This is a genomic window from Pseudomonas sp. ASL3 (assembly GCF_056680425.1).
In genome coordinates, this window is sequence record NZ_CM155281.1 from 1,719,833 (window position 1) to 1,737,389 (window position 17,557).

Genomic DNA, 17,557 nt, shown 5'->3' on the forward strand with positions numbered 1-17,557 from the left:
GTAGGGCATCTCTTTAATTGCAATGCGTGGGGCACACATTGCAGATCCGCCGCCGGATGAGTGACAGCATGCGGGTCACTCATCCGGTCATTCGGTCGCACGTGTTAAACCGGGCTTGAACGGCCGGTCATTTCTCTCGCCATCTCGCTGGCATAGCTGTCGGTCATCCCCGCGATGAAATCGATCATGCGCAGGAACGAGGTGTGCAGCGGCCAATGGGGGTCAGGCGCATTGTTGCCTAGAAGGTCGAGAATGCGTCGGTGTTTGAACGAGGGGGTGCGTCCGCCGAACTGCTCCAGCGCGGCACCGCAGAATGCATTGAGCAGCACTTCCAGCGTGGTGTAGGCGCCGATCTCATGCAGGGTCTTGCGTTTGTCCTGGAAGATTTTCTTGCGCGCCATGTCCTTGGCATTGAGTACGCAACGCTTGGCGGGGCCGTGCATATGCTCCACCAGGTCGCCACTCAGGGTGCCAGCCAACAACACATCCTGCTGCTCGACGAAAGCACGGGCGGCGGCGTTGGTCAGGTGTTCGATGGCCTTGCCGCGCAAAATAGCCAGTTTGCGTCGACGTGAATCACTGGGGCCCAGTTGCCGATAGGTTTCCGGGAGGTCGTCGCCCACCAGTCCCAGGAGCAGGGATTCCACCTCGGCGTATTCGAGCAAGTCCATTTCCAGACCGTCTTCAAGGTCGATCAGGGCATAGCAGATGTCATCGGCCGCCTCCATCAGATAGACCAGTGGATGACGTGCCCAACGCTGCTCTTCGATTTGTGGCAAACCGAGTTTGTGCGCGATTTGTTCGAGGATTGGCAGTTCGCTCTGGTAGCAACCGAACTTGTGTTTCTTGTAACCCAGCGAGTCAGCGTGACGCGCGGTCCAGGGGTATTTCAGGTAGGTGCCCAGGGTTGCATAAGTCAGGCGGGTGCCGCCTTCGAACTGGTGGTACTCCAGCTGAGTAAGAACCCGAAAACCTTGGGCGTTACCTTCGAAGTTGAGAAAATCATTGCGCTCGGCGTCACTCATGGCATCCAGCCAGCCGCGTCCGGCGGCTTGTAGAAACCAGTGGCGAATCGCATCTTCACCGGAATGCCCGAACGGAGGGTTGCCGATGTCGTGGGCCAGGCAGGCCGATTGTACGACCATTCCCAAATCGCTCGGCTCGCACCAGTCGGGCAGGGCGTCACGAATGGTTTCGCCGACCCGCATGCCGAGTGAGCGGCCGACGCAGCTGACTTCCAGCGAGTGAGTCAAGCGGGTGTGGATGTGATCGTTGCTCGATACCGGATGAACCTGTGTCTTGCGCCCCAGGCGGCGAAAAGCGCCGGAGAAAATGATGCGATCATGATCTTTGTGGAATGGACTGCGCCCCAGTTCTTCAGGGCTGTGCAGGGGTTTGCCAAGTCGTTCGCGGGTAAGCAGGGTTTGCCAATCCAAGGCGTTCACTCCGTCTGTTGAATGAGCCTAGCTTCCCGGTTCAGCCCTTGGGCTGCAAGAGCGTTGATCGTCGTGTCTTGATCGACGCGTTCCGATCACAACCCGGCGGCGTCTATATCGACCAGCAGCAGGCGTTGGCCGTTGTCGAAGAACTGTCCGGCAGTCAGGCAATACTGGTTGCTGGTGGCATCGCGGTAGGTGTTGGACAGGGTCAGGCGTCGTTCATCCCAACCCTCGGCCAGAAAGTGATAGAAATACGGTCGCCACGACCAGTTGTGACCCATATAGCTGGCGTCGGACTGCCAGGCACCATTGCGCCATTCCAGGTTCGGTGTGAGCTGGGTGCCATGGCGGTCGCATTGGTAAAAGCGCAACAACCACGGATAGTCGTCCAATTGGGGCAACTGACTCAGGGGCGCCTCACCTTCGGCCCAGCTTTGCAGGACGGTCATCAGCTTGTTCAGTTGCTGGCGCAGGGTCATCATACGCGCGCGTTCGGCAACCTTTTTCAACACATAACGATCGCGCAATTGGGCGAAACGCTGGACGAACGCGTCGGCGGCGAAAAACTCCAGCTCACCCTGGGCGAACAAAAAACCCTGAACGTAGCGCGAGCCGCACTCCAGGGCGAAATCCAGTTCGGCTTCGGTTTCCACCCCTTCGGCGATGATCCAACAGCCGGTTTTCTCTGCCATTTGCGCCAGCGCCTTGACGACATCGCTGCTGGGACCGCCGCGGGCGGCAGCTTGAAACAAGCGCATGTCCAGTTTCAAAATGTCAGGTTGCAGTGCCAATACCCGATCCAACTGTGAATAACCGGCCCCAAAGTCATCGATCGCGATACGTGCACCCGCTTCTCGATAGCGTGCCACCACATTGGCCAGGCGTTGGCTGTCGCCGCCCAGCTCAGTGATTTCGAAGAGGATTCGTTGGGGCGCCACGCTGTGCCGGTGCAATTGCTTGAGACTGGGCAGCGGCTGTTCGGGGCGCAGGCGACTGATCCAGCGCGGGGAAATGTTGAGGCTTAAAAACCAGTCGCTGGGCACTTCATGCAGCCGGCTCAAGGCATTGTCGCGGATCGTCCGGTCCAGGCGGCGAAGCGTAGCAGGGGAGATCTTCGGGTCGGCGAACAAGGGGCCTACGGATAAAAGCCTGCCATCGCTCTGGCGCAGACGACCCAAGGCTTCAACACCCGCAATGCGGCCAGTAGCGGTATCGATGAACGGCTGAAAGCAGGCTAGCGGTTGCCCATGGATCACAGAGCCTCCTTAGTAGATCTTGGAATTGGGCTGCCAGGCAGGCAGCACCCGTCACCCATGGCGAACCATGGAGTGACGGGATTCGTAACGCATTGCAAGAATGTAGCCAGATGGGGAGGGTCAGCGTTTAGGCGAAGAACCCTGTAACGCAAGTTTTATCAGCGGTATGAGGCTGGCGCCCAATTGGACCAGGCGCGTGAGGCTGCTGATGCCGCCGCCTTTGGCGCCCTTGCCGCTGAGAAAGCCCAGCAGGGTAACGATGCCCAGACCCCAGAGTGGGGCGTGTTTGATGCCGAGGGTGCCTTGCCAGTCCTGGGTCATGCCGCGCACACGGCGCAGCGGCTGCAGCAGTTGACTGGACTCGTGACGAATCTCCTGACGATACATTTCCATGCGCAGGCGAATCAGCGCCTTGCGCAGTTCCCGCCGGGAATTGGTTGCAGGCAGTTCAGGCAGGCTCATGGGATCAGTCGCTCGCGGTCATTGGCCAGCTCTTGAAGGGTGGAATGGAAAGGCGACGACTCATCGAAGATTGCCGCTTTCAAACGCAACCCGCAGAACACGGCTGCGAGCGTGTAGAAGACGCATAAGCCGATGATGGCAGCCAGGCGATAGCTGTCCCACAGCACGATCAGTACCAACGCCGACAGCCCGATCAATAGCAACAGGGCGAACACCAGCGTCAATCCGGCAAACAGTAGCAGGCTCACCGTGCGTGATTTTTGTTCCTGCAATTCGATGCCGAACAGTTCGACATGGCCATGCAACAGACCCAGGAACGCAGCACCCAGGCGCCGCGATGAGGAGTCTTCCGCAGGTGGCGGACCTGATTCCGTACCCAGAGCCATAGTCGTCAGCGCCTTGTAGCCAGAAGCCCCAACAGGAACCCGACGCCAGCCGCAATCCCCACTGATTGCCATGGGTTGCTCTGAACATAATCTTCAGTGGCCACCACCGCCGCCTTGCCGCGCTCGCGCAGCGATTCCTCGGTCAGTTTTAGCGTTTCCCGTGCCTTTACCAGGCTCTCTTGAATCTGCCCCCGCAACTCCTCGGCCTGATCGCCCGCCAGACTGGCGGTGTGCTCAAGAAGTTTCTCCGTGTCGCTGACCAATGTTTGAAAGTCAGACATCAATATATCCTGAGGGCTTTGCGCTGTTTTGCGGGCCATGGTGTTCTCCGTTTAGTGGCTTATGGGGTTTCGAGTCCAAGGGATTACTGAAGGTTCATTTCAATCACCAACGGCACTCGATCGGTTGGCTGGTACAGGTTTTGCTTCTCGTTGGTGCGCCACGGAGGGCGGATGCGCTGAATAAGGGCGGAGGCGGTGGCAAATGAGCCCAGACCTTACGCTCACACCCTAAAAACTTGAGAAAAAGCTCAAGCAGCAATTTGTCCTCCAGGCTTGACTGCTCCAAAGCGGGTCACGCATTCCAGCGCTACGCTGGGGTTGGGCGCCAGTTCGGTGCGCCATGAGGATCGATTGACCTGCTTTGGTGCTTTTCAGCTACTTGCAGGCCTGCCCCCTACATGGAAAATTTACAAAGTGCGGTGGACACTCTAGTCCAAAGCTCCAATACCTTGTTCATCTTGACCGGCGCAGTCATGGTTCTGGCCATGCATGCGGGTTTTGCCTTTCTTGAGGTCGGTACCGTCCGGCACAAGAACCAAGTCAACGCACTGTCGAAGATTCTCAGCGATTTTGCCGTATCGACACTGGCGTATTTCTTTATAGGCTACTGGATATCTTACGGCGTGAATTTTTTACAGCCTGCCGCGGTGATCAGTGCCAATCATGGATACGGGCTAGTGAAATTCTTTTTTCTACTGACCTTCGCCGCGGCGATCCCGGCGATTATCTCCGGCGGTATTGCCGAGCGTGCGCGGTTCGCCCCTCAGTTGTGTGCAACCGTGTTGATCGTGGCCTTCGTCTACCCGTTCTTCGAAGGCGTGGTCTGGAACGGCAACTTTGGTCTGCAAGCCTGGTTGCTGGCACGCTTTGGCGCCAGTTTTCATGATTTTGCCGGCTCTGTCGTCGTCCACGCCATGGGCGGTTGGCTGGCACTGGCCGCGGTGCTGTTGCTGGGGCCGCGTAACGGGCGCTATCGGGAAGGGCGGTTGATCGCCTATCCGCCATCGAGCATCCCGTTTCTGGCGCTGGGGTCATGGATTCTGATTGTCGGCTGGTTCGGCTTCAACGTCATGAGCGCACAGACGCTGCAAGGTGTCAGCGGTCTGGTGGCAGTCAACTCATTGATGGCCATGGTGGGCGGTACGGTTGCCGCGCTGATTGTGGGGCGTAACGACCCCGGCTTTCTGCACAACGGGCCTTTGGCTGGCCTGGTTGCGATCTGTGCAGGATCGGATTTGATGCATCCAGTGGGTGCCTTGATCACCGGCGTTATCGCCGGCGCGTTGTTTGTCTGGTGTTTTACCGCGGCTCAGGTGCGCTGGAAAATCGATGACGTGCTGGGTGTCTGGCCTTTACATGGGCTGTGTGGCGTCTGGGGTGGCATCGCGTGTGGCGTCTTTGGCCAGACGGCTTTGGGCGGATTGGGTGGGGTCAGTCTCGTCAGCCAATTGATCGGCAGCGCGCTGGGGGTGATCGTGGCCTTGCTCGGCGGATTCCTGGTATACGGCGCAATCAAGATGATCACCGGCCTGCGCTTGAGCCAGGAGCAGGAGTACTACGGCGCCGATCTGTCGATCCACAAGATTGGTTCGGTCAGTCAGGAGTGAAGCAAGGGACTGCCGCACAGGATTCAGGCTCGACGCGGCCATTCGGGGCGGCCTAAAATACGGCACTCTTCATTCTTCCTGCGCAACGTTTAAGGGTGCCTTCATGCCTCCTGAATGCCAATTGTTCGGCACCCTTGGGTGTCACCTGTGCGAAGTCGCCGAAGCCGAACTGTTACCACTGGTCGAGCATGGCCTGCTGGTCGAGTTGATCGATATCGGCGAGAACGCGGCGATGGTGGACCAATATGGCCTGCGCATCCCTGTGCTGCGGCGAGTGGACACAGGGGCCGAGCTGGATTGGCCTTTCGATGCCGAACAGGTGGTCTTGTTCCTTCGGTAAACCCCTCCATCCGTCGCGGCCGGTCGTTAATCGATTGGCCAGCGAACGTCGATTCGTTTACTGTATGCATATACAGTTTGCGGATAGCTCCGTATGCCTCTCATCTTCCTTGCCCGCAATGAACCGATACAGGTCGGTGATTGACAGTGCGGTCGCATCCCGATTGAGCGAATCAAAAGATCACAACGAGAGCACAGCCATGGTCAATGTCGAACAACTTAAAAACAGCGTGAATCGCATGTCTACCGAGGTGGTCAGCGAGGCCGTGCTGGAGCTGCGTATGGACGGTCTCGTCACGGAGGGGAAAACTCCGTTTACCAAATTGCATTTCAATACCTGTTTCGCGGAAATCGAAGCGTTGTTCCAGCGTGCCGGCTACCACCGTCAGTTGGACGTGGTTGGCTATCAGGGCCTGCTTTATGCACTGTATGACCCGGCGCGCTGGGAAGCGGTGGATGTACTGCGCTGGCTCAAGGAATTCACTGAGGCAGCAGCCACGCAAACGCCGGTATTGGCACGTGGATGAGTGAGGTTGATTTGCGGTCATTAGGTTCTGCCAAGCCCTTGCGCGATAATGCGCCGCTAGCCAATCAACGCCGCCCGAGATTTTGAGCCTGCCCATGTCCGAGTCCGTTTTCTCCCCCGCGCAAAGCCAAGCCAGCACCCTGTATCTGCCTGCCGGGCGCTGGTCAACAGTGCTCGATTGTTTGTGCGCGCACTTTGCTGCCATCAGCCGGGAACAATGGCTGGACCGAATAGCCAGGGGACGGGTGCTGGATGCTCAGGGCGCAGTCATTACGCCGGAACTGCCTTATAAAGAAGGCTTGCGCGTTCATTACTTTCGCGAAGTGCCGAACGAAACGCCAATACCGGTGCTGGAGTCGATCCTGTATGCGGATGAGCATCTGGTGGTGGCGGATAAACCGCATTTTTTACCGGTCACGCCAGCGGGTGAATATGTCGAGCAAACTTTGCTCAGACGCTTGATTCGTCGCCTGGACAACCCTGATCTGGTGCCGTTGCACCGGATTGACCGGCACACGGCGGGCCTGGTGTTGTTCTCGGCGAACAAGGACAGTCGCTCGGCGTATCAGTCGCTGTTTCCAACGCGTCAGATCGACAAGCGTTATGAGGCCATTGCCCGGGCGTTGCCCGAGGTGCAATTTCCCCGCGTGCATAAAAGTCGCCTGGTCGCGGGCGAGCCGTTCTTTCGCATGCAGGAAGGGCCGGGCGCCAGCAACACGGAAACGCGCATTGAAGTCAGTGAACGCAATGGCGAATATTGGCGTTACGGCTTGTCTCCCGTGACCGGAAAAAAGCATCAGCTGCGCGTGCACATGGCCGCTTTGGGCGCGCCGATCTGCAATGACCCGTTTTACCCGGACGTGGTGAAAACCACGGTGGACGATTATAGCCAGCCGCTGAAGCTGCTGGCCCAGGGCCTGCGTTTCATTGATCCTTTGTCCGGGCAGCACAGGCACTTTGAGACGGAAATCAAGCTGCTGTGGTAGTCAGCGGAATAGGGTCTACAAGTCCGCCAGCCGCTCGCGACACAAGGCCGCAAGGGGTGCGGTAAAGGTCAGAGATCCTTAACGGTGCGAACCTGGTCTTTGTTGACGCGAGTTTCTTTGCCGTCGAGCTGTTTGAACTCGTAGAAGCCCGAGTTTTCGTCATACTTGGGCGTATCAACAGACTGGATTTCGCGACCGTCGTTGAGGGTGATTACCGTGGGCGAAGCACAACCTGCAAGGCTGGCGAGGCTCAATGCGAGCAGGAAGGCAGCGGGTAGGGTCCGTTGAGTCATTGTGTGTCTCCGTCAGGGGATGCTTTGGTTTTACTGAGGTTGAGACGTATACATCACTGGCAAGTTCCATGAATAGTGGTCAGGGGTCTCGATCACTGGTCTGGATCAACGAGTGGGCAGCTAAAATGGACGCTGTGATATAACAGCGGGCTGTTTCCCTCTCTCTGGATTGAGCCTATGAAAGCGAAGGCTGATACACCTTTTGTGCCATTGAACATCGCTGTATTGACCGTCAGCGACACCCGTACTCGGGAAACCGATACGTCCGGCCAGGTCTTCGTCGATCGCTTGACCGCCGCAGGCCATAGCCTGATCGAGCGAGTGCTGCTCAAGGACGATCTGTACAAAATCCGCGCTCAGGTCGCGACCTGGATTGCCGACGATGACGTGCAGGTGGTGCTGATCACCGGTGGCACAGGCTTCACCGGCCGCGACAGCACGCCCGAAGCCGTAACCTGCCTGCTGGACAAACAGGTCGATGGTTTTGGCGAGCTGTTCCGGCAGATTTCCGTGGCGGATATCGGTACCTCGACCGTGCAATCCCGCGCGCTGGCGGGCTTGGCCAACGGCACGCTGGTCTGCTGCCTGCCGGGTTCGACCAATGCCTGCCGCACCGGTTGGGACGGCATTCTTGCCGAGCAACTGGATTCACGTCACCGCCCCTGCAACTTCGTCCCCCACCTCAAGCAGGCCGAGCCTTGCGAAACCCGTGGATGAACTGATATGAGCCGCTCTGAAGCGCGACCGATGATGCCGGTCGAAGTGGCAATGGCGCACGTGCTGGAGATGGCTGAGGCGATGCCGATCCTTGAGCGTGAGCAGGTCGTACTGGCAGCCGCGCAAGGCCGGGTTCTGGCCGAGGCGCTGATTTCCACCCTGGATTTACCGCCGTGGTCCAACAGCGCCATGGACGGTTATGCGTTGCGCCTCGCGGACTGGACTGGCGAGCCGCTGGTGGTCAGTCAGCGGATCTTTGCCGGACAAGCGCCGGAGCCATTGGCACCCGGAACCTGCGCCCGGATTTTCACCGGCGCACCGGTTCCGGCCGGTGCCGATTGCGTGGAAATGCAGGAAAACACCGAAGTGCTGGGCGACCAGCGGGTGCGCTTCAGCCAGCCTATGCGCGTAGGGCAAAACATTCGTCCGCAAGGCCAGGAAACCACTGCCGGTGAGCAAGTGCTTGCCGCTGGCACGCGCATGGGGCCCATCGAGTTGGGTCTGGCCGCGTCGCTGGGACTGGCTGAGCTGAACGTAGTGCGGCGCATCCGCGTGGCGGTGCTGTCGACGGGCGACGAGTTGATTGAACCAGGTCTGCCGCTGGGGCCTGGCCAGATCTACAACAGTAACCGGGTATTGCTGTGCAGCTGGTTGCAGCGACTGGGTTGTGAGGTGGTGGATGCCGGGATTTTGCCGGACGATCTGGAAAAAACCCGCAACACGCTGGGCAGTCTGGGCCACGTCGATTTGATTCTGTCGACCGGCGGTGTGTCGGTGGGCGAGGCGGACTTTCTCGGACATGCTTTGCGTGAAGACGGTGAATTGTCATTGTGGAAACTGGCCATCAAGCCGGGGAAACCACTGACTTTCGGCCATTTTCGTGGTGTGCCGGTGATTGGCCTGCCGGGTAATCCAGCCTCGACGCTGGTGACGTTCGCTTTGCTTGCGCGCCCCTATCTGTTGCGCCGTCAAGGCGTCGCGGATGTTGCGCCGTTGCAGTTCCCGGTCCCCGCCGGTTTCACCTGGAACAAGGCTGGCGATCGCCGCGAATACTTGCGCGGGCGATTGGAACAGGGGCGCGCGGTATTCCACGGCAATCAGAGTTCGGGCATATTGCGCAGCGCCGCCTGGGCAGACGGCCTGATCGAAGTGCGTGAAGGCACGACCGTTGCCGAGGGCGATTACCTGAATTTCATTCCGTTGAGTGAGGTGCTGGGCTAACTACCGACGACCCCGTGCCTACAGGTGACCTGTGATCGGCAGCTCTTATCAAACACCGTTTAAATCATTGTTTTTAAAGAGCTTTTTGATGTACCGGATCAACCGTGGGAGCAGGCTTGCCTGCGAAGAGGCCGGTCGCACAAAGAAGAGCGTCATGACTTGCGAAATATTGTGCCTGATCCAAGGCTTTCGCAGCGGGACGCGTAGTTGCAAGCCTGCTCCCACATCTATGGTTACCCCCTTTTCTGCAATACTGTTTTTGATGCGTGTTTGGCTTGCTTTAATCTATCCGGCGTCTGGGGAATATCGCACCCCGCGCCTCGATGAAAATCGCGCCCGACGACCCTTGATAGAATGACGGCTTTTTCAGCCGTGTGGGAGCCCAGGGTATTCGTCAGGCCGGTATGCCGTTCACGTCATCTGTTATCCAGCATCGCAAAACCAGGTGGGTGGTGCTCGGGTGACAGCAGGGTCAGGCGCTCATCGCGCTTGGCCCTGCATCGAATTCGCTGTGATTGGCCGCGATTGCCCAGGCAATGCGGCCTAATTTGTTGGCCAGGGCGCAGACCACATGATTGCTGTGGTGTCGGCTCAGCAGTTGGCGGACCCAGTCTGCCAACGCGCCTTTCTGTCGATCCAGAGCGATCAAATAGACCCGCGCACACTGGATTAACAACCTTCTCTGGTTGGGATCGCCGCGCTTGCTGATCCCCAAAAGTCTCGGCTTGCCGCCTGTCGTGTACTGCTTGGGCACCAACCCGATCGACGCCGAGTAGTCGCGACCACACTTGTACTGCTTGCCATCGCCCAGCTCCGAGGCCAGGACGCTGGAGGTGATCGGGCCGACGCCCGGAATTGTCATCAAACGGCGAGCCAGATCATCTTCAGCGGCTTGGCGTTTGATTTGCCGGTCCATGTCCTTGATCTTCACCTCGAGGTAATTGAAGTGGCTATGCAGCTCTAACAGCAGCGCTTTGAAAGCAGGCGGGATGCTCTTTTGATCAAGCAGGACGGGGAGCTCTCTGATTGATTTGTGGCTGGCACTCAACGCAATACCGATCTCCAGAAGGATGCAGTGAATCCGATTTGACGTCGCTATGCGGTCTCTGACGAAAGCATCGCGCACCGTAATCAACAGGCCCTGCGCTTGCCGGACTTCGGTTTTTGGCGAGACAAAATGAATATTCGGACGCTTGCGTGCTTCGTAAATCGCTTCGGCATCGGCAAAGTCATTTTTGTTGCTTTTGAGCATTGGCTTCACGTGCTTGGCGGCAATCAGCTTGGGCGTATGCCCGAGTTTGATCAGCTCACGCGCTAGAAAATGGGCACCGCCACAGGCCTCCATCACCACGGTGCAAGGGTCGAGGTTGGCAAAGAATGGCAACAGCGTCACGCGAGTGAGCTTCTTGCGAAGAATCTCCTTCTCGCGACTATCAAACTCAATAGCGTGGAAGCACTGTTTTCCCAGATCAACACTCACGACTTCTACACGATTCATGGCAATGGTCTCCGTTAGGTGCCCGATGAAAGCTTAGTGGCGTTTCACCGGGCGGGACGGGGGGTAACCATTTCATTAGAATCCAGTCCCGGCACCATCAATTTGCCTGGCAGCATAGAATCTCCCACAAGTATCAGCCCATTACATCTCGACCTGATCCCACTGGGTGACTTCCACGCAGCGGATAGTCTTGCCTGTGGCCTGTTCAACCCGTCTAGCCACCTCCGGGTCATCGGCGAAGGGGAGCATGCTGGCTTCGTCGATGCTCTGGGTGCTGCTGTTTTTCAGGCACAGCTGGGTAACCACGAAGAAAAACACCACGGCGGCGATTCCCAGCCACTCGTAACCTGATTCGATCATAAAGTAGGGCCTTGTCAGAAAGGCGGGAGCCACGCTGTACTCCCGCAGTAAGGTCAGGCGAACTGTGCTTGCTGCTCGGCGAGCACCGGACTGGCCACGCGCACGGTGCGCCAGGTGTTGTAGGCCATCAGCAACATACCGGTCAGGAAAAACACGCCGCCGGTAAAACGCACGATGTACCCTGGATGGCTGGCCTGCAACGCTTCGACGAACGAGTAGGTGAGGGTGCCGTCGTCATTCACTGCCCGCCACATCAGGCCTTGAGTGATGCCGTTGACCCACATCGAGGCGATGTACAGCACCGTACCGATGGTCGCCAACCAGAAGTGCAGGTTGATCAGGCCAACGCTGTACATTTGCTCCCGACCGAAGACTTTCGGAATCATGTGATACATCGAACCGAAGGTGATCATCGCCACCCAGCCCAGCGCCCCGGCATGGACGTGGCCGATGGTCCAGTCGGTGTAGTGGGACAGGGCGTTGACGGTCTTGATCGCCATCATCGGGCCTTCGAAGGTCGACATGCCGTAGAAGGCCAGTGACACCACCAGAAACCGCAGGATCGGGTCGCTGCGTAACTTATGCCAAGCGCCCGAGAGGGTCATCATGCCGTTGATCATGCCACCCCAGCTCGGCGCAAGCAGAATCAGCGACATCGCCATGCCCAGCGACTGCGCCCAATCCGGCAAGGCGGTGTAATGCAAATGGTGCGGGCCAGCCCAGATGTACAGGGTGATCAGCGCCCAAAAGTGAATGATCGACAACCGATAGGAATACACCGGCCGCCCAACCTGCTTGGGCACGAAGTAATACATCATGCCGAGGAAGCCGGTAGTGAGGAAAAACCCTACGGCGTTATGCCCATACCACCATTGCACCATGGCATCGGTAGCGCCGGCATACACCGGATAGGATTTGAACCAGCTCACCGGAATCGACAGATGGTTGACTACGTGCAGCATGGCGATGACCACGATAAATGCGCCGAAGAACCAGTTACCGACGTAAATGTGGGAGGTCTTGCGGCTGATCACGCTGCCGAAAAAGACGATGGCGTAAGCGATCCAGACGACGGTCATCCACACTGCGCCGCTGAACTCGATTTCGGCGTATTCCTTGGTCGTGGTGTAGCCCAGCGGCAGGCTGACCAACATGATTACGATCACTGACTGCCAGCCCCAGAAGGTAAACGCGGCGAGCCTGTCGGAAAACAGCCGTACCTGACAGGTGCGTTGTACTGCGTAATAGCTTGCGGCGAACTGCGCGCTGCCGGCGAACCCGAAAATCACCAGGCTGGTGTGCAAGGGGCGCAGTCGGCCGAACGTGGTCCAGGGCAAGTCCAGGTTCATCTGCGGCCAGACCAGTTGCGAGGCGATCCAGACGCCAACGGCCATTCCGATGACGCCCCACACCACGGTCGCCACGACGAATTGCCGGACCACCTTGTAGTTGTAGGCCTGCCCGATGTGTTCTGTGCTCATGGTTGAGTTTCCATCAATCCATTGCTTGCCAGGCCCCCGCGGTCTGGCACGAGGCTGCACTGTAGAAACTGTGAGGCCAACAAAACAGACTCAGAAAACGCAAAGAAAAGCGGAGCAGACGACCCGAAATCAAAGTGTCTGATACGGTTTTTTTTACCCAGCCTGAAGCTGTTTTGCGCCGCTGTCCTTCGCCATAGTCTCAAGTCTCGACAACTGCCTCGACCTGCGAAGAAGGCAGCCAGCACTGATGAGCTTGAGGGGGTGAACGATGTATCAATACGACGAGTACGACCGTGCGTTGGTCTTTGAACGGGTCGCGCAGTTTCGTGATCAGGTGCAGCGCTTCCAGAGTGGCGATCTAAGCGAAGAAGAGTTTCTGCCGCTACGCCTGCAAAATGGCCTGTACCTGCAAAAGCACGCTTACATGCTGCGGGTGGCCATTCCGTACGGCACCTTGAGCGCCGGGCAAATGCGCACGTTGGCCAGCATCGCCCGCGATTACGATCGTGGGTACGGCCATTTCACCACTCGGCAGAACATGCAGTTCAACTGGATCGAGCTGGCGCAGGTGCCGGACATTCTCGAGCGCCTGGCCGGTGTCGAGATGCACGCAATCCAGACGTCCGGTAACTGTGTGCGCAATATCACCACCGAAGCCTTCGCCGGGGTCGCCGCCGACGAGTTGCTCGACCCGCGTCCGCTGGCCGAGATCCTGCGGCAATGGTCGACCATCAACCCGGAGTTCCTGTTTCTACCGCGCAAATTCAAGATCGCTATCTGTTCAGCAGAGCAGGATCGGGCGGCGATTCAGATGCATGACATCGGGCTGTACCTGTACCGCGACGAGGCCGGACAGATGCTGCTGCGGGTGCTGGTCGGTGGCGGGTTGGGGCGTACACCGATTCTCGGGCTGCAAATCCGTGAAGGTTTGCCCTGGCAGCACCTGCTGTCGTATGTCGAAGCGGTGTTGCGGGTTTATAACCGACATGGGCGGCGGGACAACAAGTACAAGGCGCGGATCAAGATTCTGGTCAAAGCCTTGGGCATCGACGCCTTTTCCCGCGAAGTCGAGCAAGAGTGGCAATACATCAAAGACGGCCCGGCGCAGCTGACGGATGAGGAGTTTCAGCGTGTCGCCTCAGCCTTCGTAGCCCCGGCCTACGCCAGGTTGTCGGACACCGATCTGGACTTCGGTTCGCATCTGACGCAAAGCCCTGCGTTCGCGCGCTGGGTCTCACGCAATGTGCAGCCGCATAAAATCCCCGGCTATGTCAGCGTGGTGCTGTCGACCAAACCCGGAATCAGCGCACCGCCGGGGGACGTGACCGCGGAGCAAATGGACGCGGTGGCCGATTGGTCGCAATTGTTCGGGTTCGGTGAAATCCGCATTGCCCATGAACAGAACATCGTTTTACCGGACGTTCGCAAATCCGATTTGCATGCGCTGTGGTGCCTCGCCTCCGAAAGCGGGCTGGGCGCCGCCAACATTGGGCTGTTGACCGACATCATCGCCTGCCCGGGCGGCGACTTCTGCGCGTTGGCCAATGCCAAGTCGATCCCGATTGCGCAAGCCATTCAACAGCGTTTCGACGACCTGGATTATCTGCACGATCTGGGTGAGGTCAGCCTGAATATCTCCGGCTGCATGAACGCCTGCGGCCACCATCACATTGGCAATATCGGCATTCTGGGCGTCGATAAAAATGGCAGCGAGTGGTATCAGATTACCCTCGGTGGCTCTCAAGGTAAGGCGGCTGCCTTGGGCAAAGTGATCGGGCCGTCTTTCAGTGCCGACCAGGTCCCGGACGTGATCGAAATGATCGTCTCTACCTTCAGCGATTACCGGGAAAGCGAGGAGAGCTTCGTGCAGACCGTCAATCGCATCGGTCTGGAGCCCTTCAAAGAACGCGTCTACAAGAAAGTCGAAGCCGAGGTGGCACCGTGAACAATGTGCTGAAACTTAAAGCGGGCCTGGCGCATGTCGCGGCCCTCGATCCGTGGACGCTGATTCGCGAAGCACAAGGGGAACTGCCGAGCGGGCCATTGTTATTGCCAGTGTCCCGTTGGTGGTCGCGTCAGGATCGAGCGACTCTGGCCGGTGAGCGCTTGAGTCTTGACGGAGTCTGGCTTGGGCCCGATGACGAAGTCGAAACCTTGAAACCGGTTCTGTCGGTATTGCCATTGATTGCCGTGGACTTCCCCAGCTTTCGCGATGGTCGGGGTTACAGTCAAGCGTACCTGCTGCGCACCCGCCTTGGCTGGGGAGGTGAGCTACGGGCCATTGGCGATGTGTTGCGCGATCAACTCAGCCATATGCGCCAGTGCGGCTTCGATTGTTTTGCCGTGCGCGAGGATAAATCGATCGAAGATGCGCTCAAGGGCCTGGCCGGCGTCAGTGTTGCGTATGGCCGCTCCGCGATCGAGCCACGGCCGCTATTCAGGCGTCGCTGACTCCTCTTGCAGCCGGTCCGCTTCGAACAACTTCTCCAGTTCGGTTCGGGCTTCGCGGGCGGTCTGCAATACTTTCGCGGCGTCGTCATAGACCAGATGCTGGGCGGCCAGCAGCTGCTCATCGTGGCGCTTGAAGCGGCTGATCCGTGCATCGGCTTGAGTCTGGCTAAGGCCCAGCCCCACCAACGTACGTCGGCTCATCTCCAGGCTGGAATAAAAGGTTTCCCGTACCGCTTGAGCGCCCACGTCCATCAGTCGGTGCACATGCTGACGGTTGCGCGCCCGGGCGATGATTTTCATGTGCGGGTACAGCTTGCGCACCAGCTCGGCAGTCTTGATGTTGGTGTCCGGATCGTCGGTGGCGATGATGAAAAATTCGGCTTGATCGACTTTCGCCGCGCGCAGGATCTCCGGGCGCAACGGGTCGCCGTAGAACGCCGGTATATGGCCGAAACTGCGGGAAAATTCGATGGATTCCACGGAGGTGTCCAGCGCCACGAAGGGGATTTTTTGCGCCCGCAGTATCCGCGAAATGATCTGGCCCATACGGCCCATGCCAGCGATCACCACACGCGGTGAATCGCTGTCGATATCACGGTACTCGTCCGGCACCACCTGCGGGGTGGGTTTAGGTTTGAGCAATCGCGAAATCAGCAGCAACAACAACGGTGTCAGCGCCATGGACAGGGTAATGGTCAGTACCAGAATGTCGTACAGCCGCGCCTCGAACAGTCCTTGATCGCGGCCGATCGTGAACACCACGAAAGCAAACTCACCTCCGGCAGCCAATACTACGCCCAGACGTAACGCGCTTCTCAGGCCCAGGCCACTGGCCAGGCGCCCGATGCAAAACAGCAACGGCAGTTTGATTAGAATCAGCAGCAGTGTCAGGCCCAGCACCGTCATCGGAGCGCTGAAGAGCAGGCTGATATTGGCGCCCATGCCAACGCTGATGAAAAACAATCCGAGCAACAAGCCTTTGAAGGGTTCTATCTGCGATTCCAGCTCATGACGGTATTCGGAGTCGGCCAACAGCAGTCCTGCGAGAAACGCACCGAGGGCCATCGACACGCCCACAAGATCCATCAGCCAGGCGGTGCCGATCACCACCAACAGTGCGGTGGCGGTCGAGACCTCCTGCAAACCGGTCTTGGCGACGATACGAAACACCGGTTTCAACAGGTAACGCCCACCGACCACCACAATCGCGATACTGCCCAACACCCGCAGGCCGTGGGCCAGGTCATCGGCGGTGCTGGCGTTGTGATCGACGCCGGCGAGCAACGGCACCATGGCGATCAACGGAATTGCCGCGATGTCCTGAAACAGCAGGATGGCGAAGGCCAGACGTCCATGAGGGCTGTTCAATTCCTTGCGCTCGGCCAGGCTTTGCAGGCCGAAGGCGGTAGATGACAGCGCCAACCCCAGACCCAACACCACCGCGCTGTTCAGCGGCTGGCCGAAGGCAAACAGGGCGACGCTGCCAATGACCATTCCAGTCAGCAGCACCTGCGCCAGCCCGACGCCAAACACTGCCTTGCGCATCACCCACAAGCGACGTGGCGAGAGCTCAAGGCCGATGATGAACAGCAGCAGGACCACGCCCAGCTCGGAAATATGACTGACGCTTTGTGGATTGCCGATCAGGCCCAGCACTGACGGCCCGATGATGACTCCGGCAAACAGATACCCCAGCACGGCGCCCAATTGCAGACGTTTGGCCAGCGGCACGGTCAATACTGCAGCGAGCAGAAACACAACGGCGGCCTGCAGCAGATTGCCTTCGTGGGGCATGGTGAGCTCCTGGATTCGTTACGGTTTGATCAACTGGAATAGTGGGGCATTAAATCATGGGAGGTTTACCTCATCAGCGTTCATTGAGTGCTGATCGGGATCACTGGTTGATCACGGCAGTCGCTCTATCGGATTAATGCGTGGTTGAGTATTCGCTCTCGGGAGTGATGGATAAAAAATCCCGCTACGAGAGCGGACTAAATCAGCGGTAACATAGGGTCGCATTTGTGCAGAACAAATGATCTCTACGAGCATTCAGGAAACCGCAATGACCAACAAACAGCGTTTGACGTATTCGATTCTGATCGCCCTCACGGTGCTGGCGATCATGCTGGGCTTGTCGCATCTACAGAACAGCGGCGTGATCACCGAGAAGACCTTTCAATACATCGCCATCGCCGTTGCGGTGCTGGTGGTGATCATCAACGGGTTCATGCGCCGCAAGGTCAAACCCTGACGT

19 protein-coding genes are annotated in these 17,557 nt (G+C 58.3%); 9 read left to right on the forward strand and 10 right to left on the reverse strand.

Annotation, left to right across the window (positions count from 1 at the left end):
- Window positions 1-104 precede the first annotated feature (104 nt).
- From AC1MEE_RS07770 to AC1MEE_RS07790, 5 genes are all read right to left on the reverse strand, one after another.
- Window positions 105-1,436 (reverse strand): deoxyguanosinetriphosphate triphosphohydrolase, encoded by a 1,332-nt coding sequence (locus AC1MEE_RS07770; protein ID WP_480414750.1) that lies wholly within the window; start codon window positions 1,434-1,436, stop codon window positions 105-107.
- Between the two features lie 95 nt (window positions 1,437-1,531).
- The gene (locus tag AC1MEE_RS07775) at window positions 1,532-2,695 is read right to left on the reverse strand and encodes an EAL domain-containing protein (protein ID WP_480414751.1); all 1,164 of its coding nucleotides are present in this window, start codon (window positions 2,693-2,695) and stop codon (window positions 1,532-1,534) included.
- A gap of 120 nt (window positions 2,696-2,815) precedes the next feature.
- Window positions 2,816-3,157, reverse strand: a complete 342-nt coding sequence (locus AC1MEE_RS07780) for a hypothetical protein (RefSeq protein ID WP_480414752.1) — start codon at window positions 3,155-3,157, stop codon at window positions 2,816-2,818.
- Window positions 3,154-3,543, reverse strand: coding sequence for a phage holin family protein (locus tag AC1MEE_RS07785; protein WP_480414753.1), 390 nt, complete (start codon window positions 3,541-3,543; stop codon window positions 3,154-3,156). Before AC1MEE_RS07785 ends, AC1MEE_RS07780 begins: the two co-directional genes overlap by 4 nt.
- 5 nt (window positions 3,544-3,548) lie before the next feature.
- Window positions 3,549-3,863, reverse strand: a complete 315-nt coding sequence (locus AC1MEE_RS07790) for an ElaB/YgaM/YqjD family protein (RefSeq protein ID WP_480414754.1) — start codon at window positions 3,861-3,863, stop codon at window positions 3,549-3,551.
- 359 nt (window positions 3,864-4,222) lie between these two features.
- Between AC1MEE_RS07790 and AC1MEE_RS07795 the strand changes: the two genes are divergently transcribed.
- The 4 genes from AC1MEE_RS07795 to AC1MEE_RS07810 all read left to right on the forward strand — a co-directional run bounded on the left by AC1MEE_RS07795 (window position 4,223) and on the right by AC1MEE_RS07810 (window position 7,282).
- Window positions 4,223-5,431, forward strand: a complete 1,209-nt coding sequence (locus AC1MEE_RS07795; RefSeq protein ID WP_480414755.1) for an ammonium transporter — start codon at window positions 4,223-4,225, stop codon at window positions 5,429-5,431.
- Between the two features lie 103 nt (window positions 5,432-5,534).
- Complete coding sequence (locus AC1MEE_RS07800) at window positions 5,535-5,771, forward strand: glutaredoxin family protein (protein ID WP_480414756.1); 237 nt, start codon at window positions 5,535-5,537, stop codon at window positions 5,769-5,771.
- Window positions 5,772-5,970: 199 nt separating this feature from the next.
- Window positions 5,971-6,297 (forward strand): transcriptional regulator, encoded by a 327-nt coding sequence (locus tag AC1MEE_RS07805; RefSeq protein WP_480414758.1) that lies wholly within the window; start codon window positions 5,971-5,973, stop codon window positions 6,295-6,297.
- Window positions 6,298-6,391: 94 nt separating this feature from the next.
- The gene (locus tag AC1MEE_RS07810; RefSeq protein WP_480414759.1) at window positions 6,392-7,282 is read left to right on the forward strand and encodes a pseudouridine synthase; all 891 of its coding nucleotides are present in this window, start codon (window positions 6,392-6,394) and stop codon (window positions 7,280-7,282) included.
- Window positions 7,283-7,350: 68 nt separating this feature from the next.
- On the opposite strand, the gene AC1MEE_RS07815 is transcribed toward AC1MEE_RS07810, so the two are convergent.
- Entirely contained in the window at window positions 7,351-7,575 is a 225-nt protein-coding gene (locus AC1MEE_RS07815; RefSeq protein ID WP_480414760.1) for a YgdI/YgdR family lipoprotein, read from the reverse strand.
- 177 nt (window positions 7,576-7,752) lie between these two features.
- Here AC1MEE_RS07815 and moaB point away from each other — a divergent pair, with 177 nt between their 5' ends.
- Both moaB and AC1MEE_RS07825 read left to right on the forward strand, forming a co-directional pair.
- A complete protein-coding gene (gene moaB, locus AC1MEE_RS07820; protein WP_480414761.1) occupies window positions 7,753-8,292 on the forward strand; it encodes a molybdenum cofactor biosynthesis protein B in 540 nt (179 codons plus the stop codon).
- Window positions 8,293-8,298: 6 nt separating this feature from the next.
- On the forward strand, window positions 8,299-9,513 hold the full coding sequence (locus AC1MEE_RS07825) for a molybdopterin molybdotransferase MoeA (protein ID WP_480414762.1): 1,215 nt from the start codon (window positions 8,299-8,301) through the stop codon (window positions 9,511-9,513).
- A gap of 472 nt (window positions 9,514-9,985) precedes the next feature.
- On the opposite strand, the gene AC1MEE_RS07830 is transcribed toward AC1MEE_RS07825, so the two are convergent.
- From AC1MEE_RS07830 to ccoN, 3 genes are all read right to left on the reverse strand, one after another.
- Entirely contained in the window at window positions 9,986-11,011 is a 1,026-nt protein-coding gene (locus AC1MEE_RS07830; RefSeq protein WP_480413682.1) for an IS110 family RNA-guided transposase, read from the reverse strand.
- Between the two features lie 141 nt (window positions 11,012-11,152).
- Window positions 11,153-11,371, reverse strand: coding sequence for a cbb3-type cytochrome c oxidase subunit 3 (locus AC1MEE_RS07835; protein WP_480414763.1), 219 nt, complete (start codon window positions 11,369-11,371; stop codon window positions 11,153-11,155).
- Window positions 11,372-11,424: 53 nt separating this feature from the next.
- Complete coding sequence (ccoN, locus tag AC1MEE_RS07840) at window positions 11,425-12,852, reverse strand: cytochrome-c oxidase, cbb3-type subunit I (RefSeq protein WP_480414764.1); 1,428 nt, start codon at window positions 12,850-12,852, stop codon at window positions 11,425-11,427.
- Between the two features lie 268 nt (window positions 12,853-13,120).
- Here ccoN and AC1MEE_RS07845 point away from each other — a divergent pair, with 268 nt between their 5' ends.
- The gene (locus AC1MEE_RS07845; RefSeq protein WP_480414766.1) at window positions 13,121-14,797 is read left to right on the forward strand and encodes a nitrite/sulfite reductase; all 1,677 of its coding nucleotides are present in this window, start codon (window positions 13,121-13,123) and stop codon (window positions 14,795-14,797) included.
- Window positions 14,794-15,303 carry a DUF934 domain-containing protein gene (locus tag AC1MEE_RS07850; protein ID WP_480414767.1) on the forward strand — a complete coding sequence of 170 codons (510 nt, stop codon included), beginning with the start codon at window positions 14,794-14,796 and terminating at the stop codon, window positions 15,301-15,303. The genes AC1MEE_RS07845 and AC1MEE_RS07850 overlap by 4 nt, the downstream gene beginning before the upstream one ends.
- On the opposite strand, the gene AC1MEE_RS07855 is transcribed toward AC1MEE_RS07850, so the two are convergent.
- Entirely contained in the window at window positions 15,286-17,097 is a 1,812-nt protein-coding gene (locus AC1MEE_RS07855; protein WP_480414768.1) for a monovalent cation:proton antiporter-2 (CPA2) family protein, read from the reverse strand. The genes AC1MEE_RS07850 and AC1MEE_RS07855 overlap by 18 nt on opposite strands.
- 268 nt (window positions 17,098-17,365) lie before the next feature.
- Between AC1MEE_RS07855 and AC1MEE_RS07860 the strand changes: the two genes are divergently transcribed.
- The gene (locus AC1MEE_RS07860) at window positions 17,366-17,554 is read left to right on the forward strand and encodes a hypothetical protein (RefSeq protein WP_480414769.1); all 189 of its coding nucleotides are present in this window, start codon (window positions 17,366-17,368) and stop codon (window positions 17,552-17,554) included.
- The last annotated feature ends 3 nt before the right edge of the window (window positions 17,555-17,557 follow it).

What these genes read in the sequence shown, in the direction of transcription:
- AC1MEE_RS07805 (WP_480414758.1), top strand. Translation starts at nt 5,971, where the DNA reads ATGGTCAATGTCGAACAACTTAAAAACAGCGTGAATCGCATGTCTACC.
- AC1MEE_RS07780 (WP_480414752.1), bottom strand. Translation starts at nt 3,157, where the DNA reads ATGAGCCTGCCTGAACTGCCTGCAACCAATTCCCGGCGGGAACTGCGC.
- AC1MEE_RS07825 (WP_480414762.1), top strand. Translation starts at nt 8,299, where the DNA reads ATGAGCCGCTCTGAAGCGCGACCGATGATGCCGGTCGAAGTGGCAATG.
- AC1MEE_RS07810 (WP_480414759.1), top strand. Translation starts at nt 6,392, where the DNA reads ATGTCCGAGTCCGTTTTCTCCCCCGCGCAAAGCCAAGCCAGCACCCTG.
- AC1MEE_RS07785 (WP_480414753.1), bottom strand. Translation starts at nt 3,543, where the DNA reads ATGGCTCTGGGTACGGAATCAGGTCCGCCACCTGCGGAAGACTCCTCA.
- AC1MEE_RS07845 (WP_480414766.1), top strand. Translation starts at nt 13,121, where the DNA reads ATGTATCAATACGACGAGTACGACCGTGCGTTGGTCTTTGAACGGGTC.
- AC1MEE_RS07815 (WP_480414760.1), bottom strand. Translation starts at nt 7,575, where the DNA reads ATGACTCAACGGACCCTACCCGCTGCCTTCCTGCTCGCATTGAGCCTC.
- AC1MEE_RS07855 (WP_480414768.1), bottom strand. Translation starts at nt 17,097, where the DNA reads ATGCCCCACGAAGGCAATCTGCTGCAGGCCGCCGTTGTGTTTCTGCTC.
- ccoN (WP_480414764.1), bottom strand. Translation starts at nt 12,852, where the DNA reads ATGAGCACAGAACACATCGGGCAGGCCTACAACTACAAGGTGGTCCGG.
- AC1MEE_RS07795 (WP_480414755.1), top strand. Translation starts at nt 4,223, where the DNA reads ATGGAAAATTTACAAAGTGCGGTGGACACTCTAGTCCAAAGCTCCAAT.
- moaB (WP_480414761.1), top strand. Translation starts at nt 7,753, where the DNA reads ATGAAAGCGAAGGCTGATACACCTTTTGTGCCATTGAACATCGCTGTA.
- AC1MEE_RS07830 (WP_480413682.1), bottom strand. Translation starts at nt 11,011, where the DNA reads ATGAATCGTGTAGAAGTCGTGAGTGTTGATCTGGGAAAACAGTGCTTC.
- AC1MEE_RS07800 (WP_480414756.1), top strand. Translation starts at nt 5,535, where the DNA reads ATGCCTCCTGAATGCCAATTGTTCGGCACCCTTGGGTGTCACCTGTGC.
- AC1MEE_RS07860 (WP_480414769.1), top strand. Translation starts at nt 17,366, where the DNA reads ATGACCAACAAACAGCGTTTGACGTATTCGATTCTGATCGCCCTCACG.
- AC1MEE_RS07835 (WP_480414763.1), bottom strand. Translation starts at nt 11,371, where the DNA reads ATGATCGAATCAGGTTACGAGTGGCTGGGAATCGCCGCCGTGGTGTTT.
- AC1MEE_RS07790 (WP_480414754.1), bottom strand. Translation starts at nt 3,863, where the DNA reads ATGGCCCGCAAAACAGCGCAAAGCCCTCAGGATATATTGATGTCTGAC.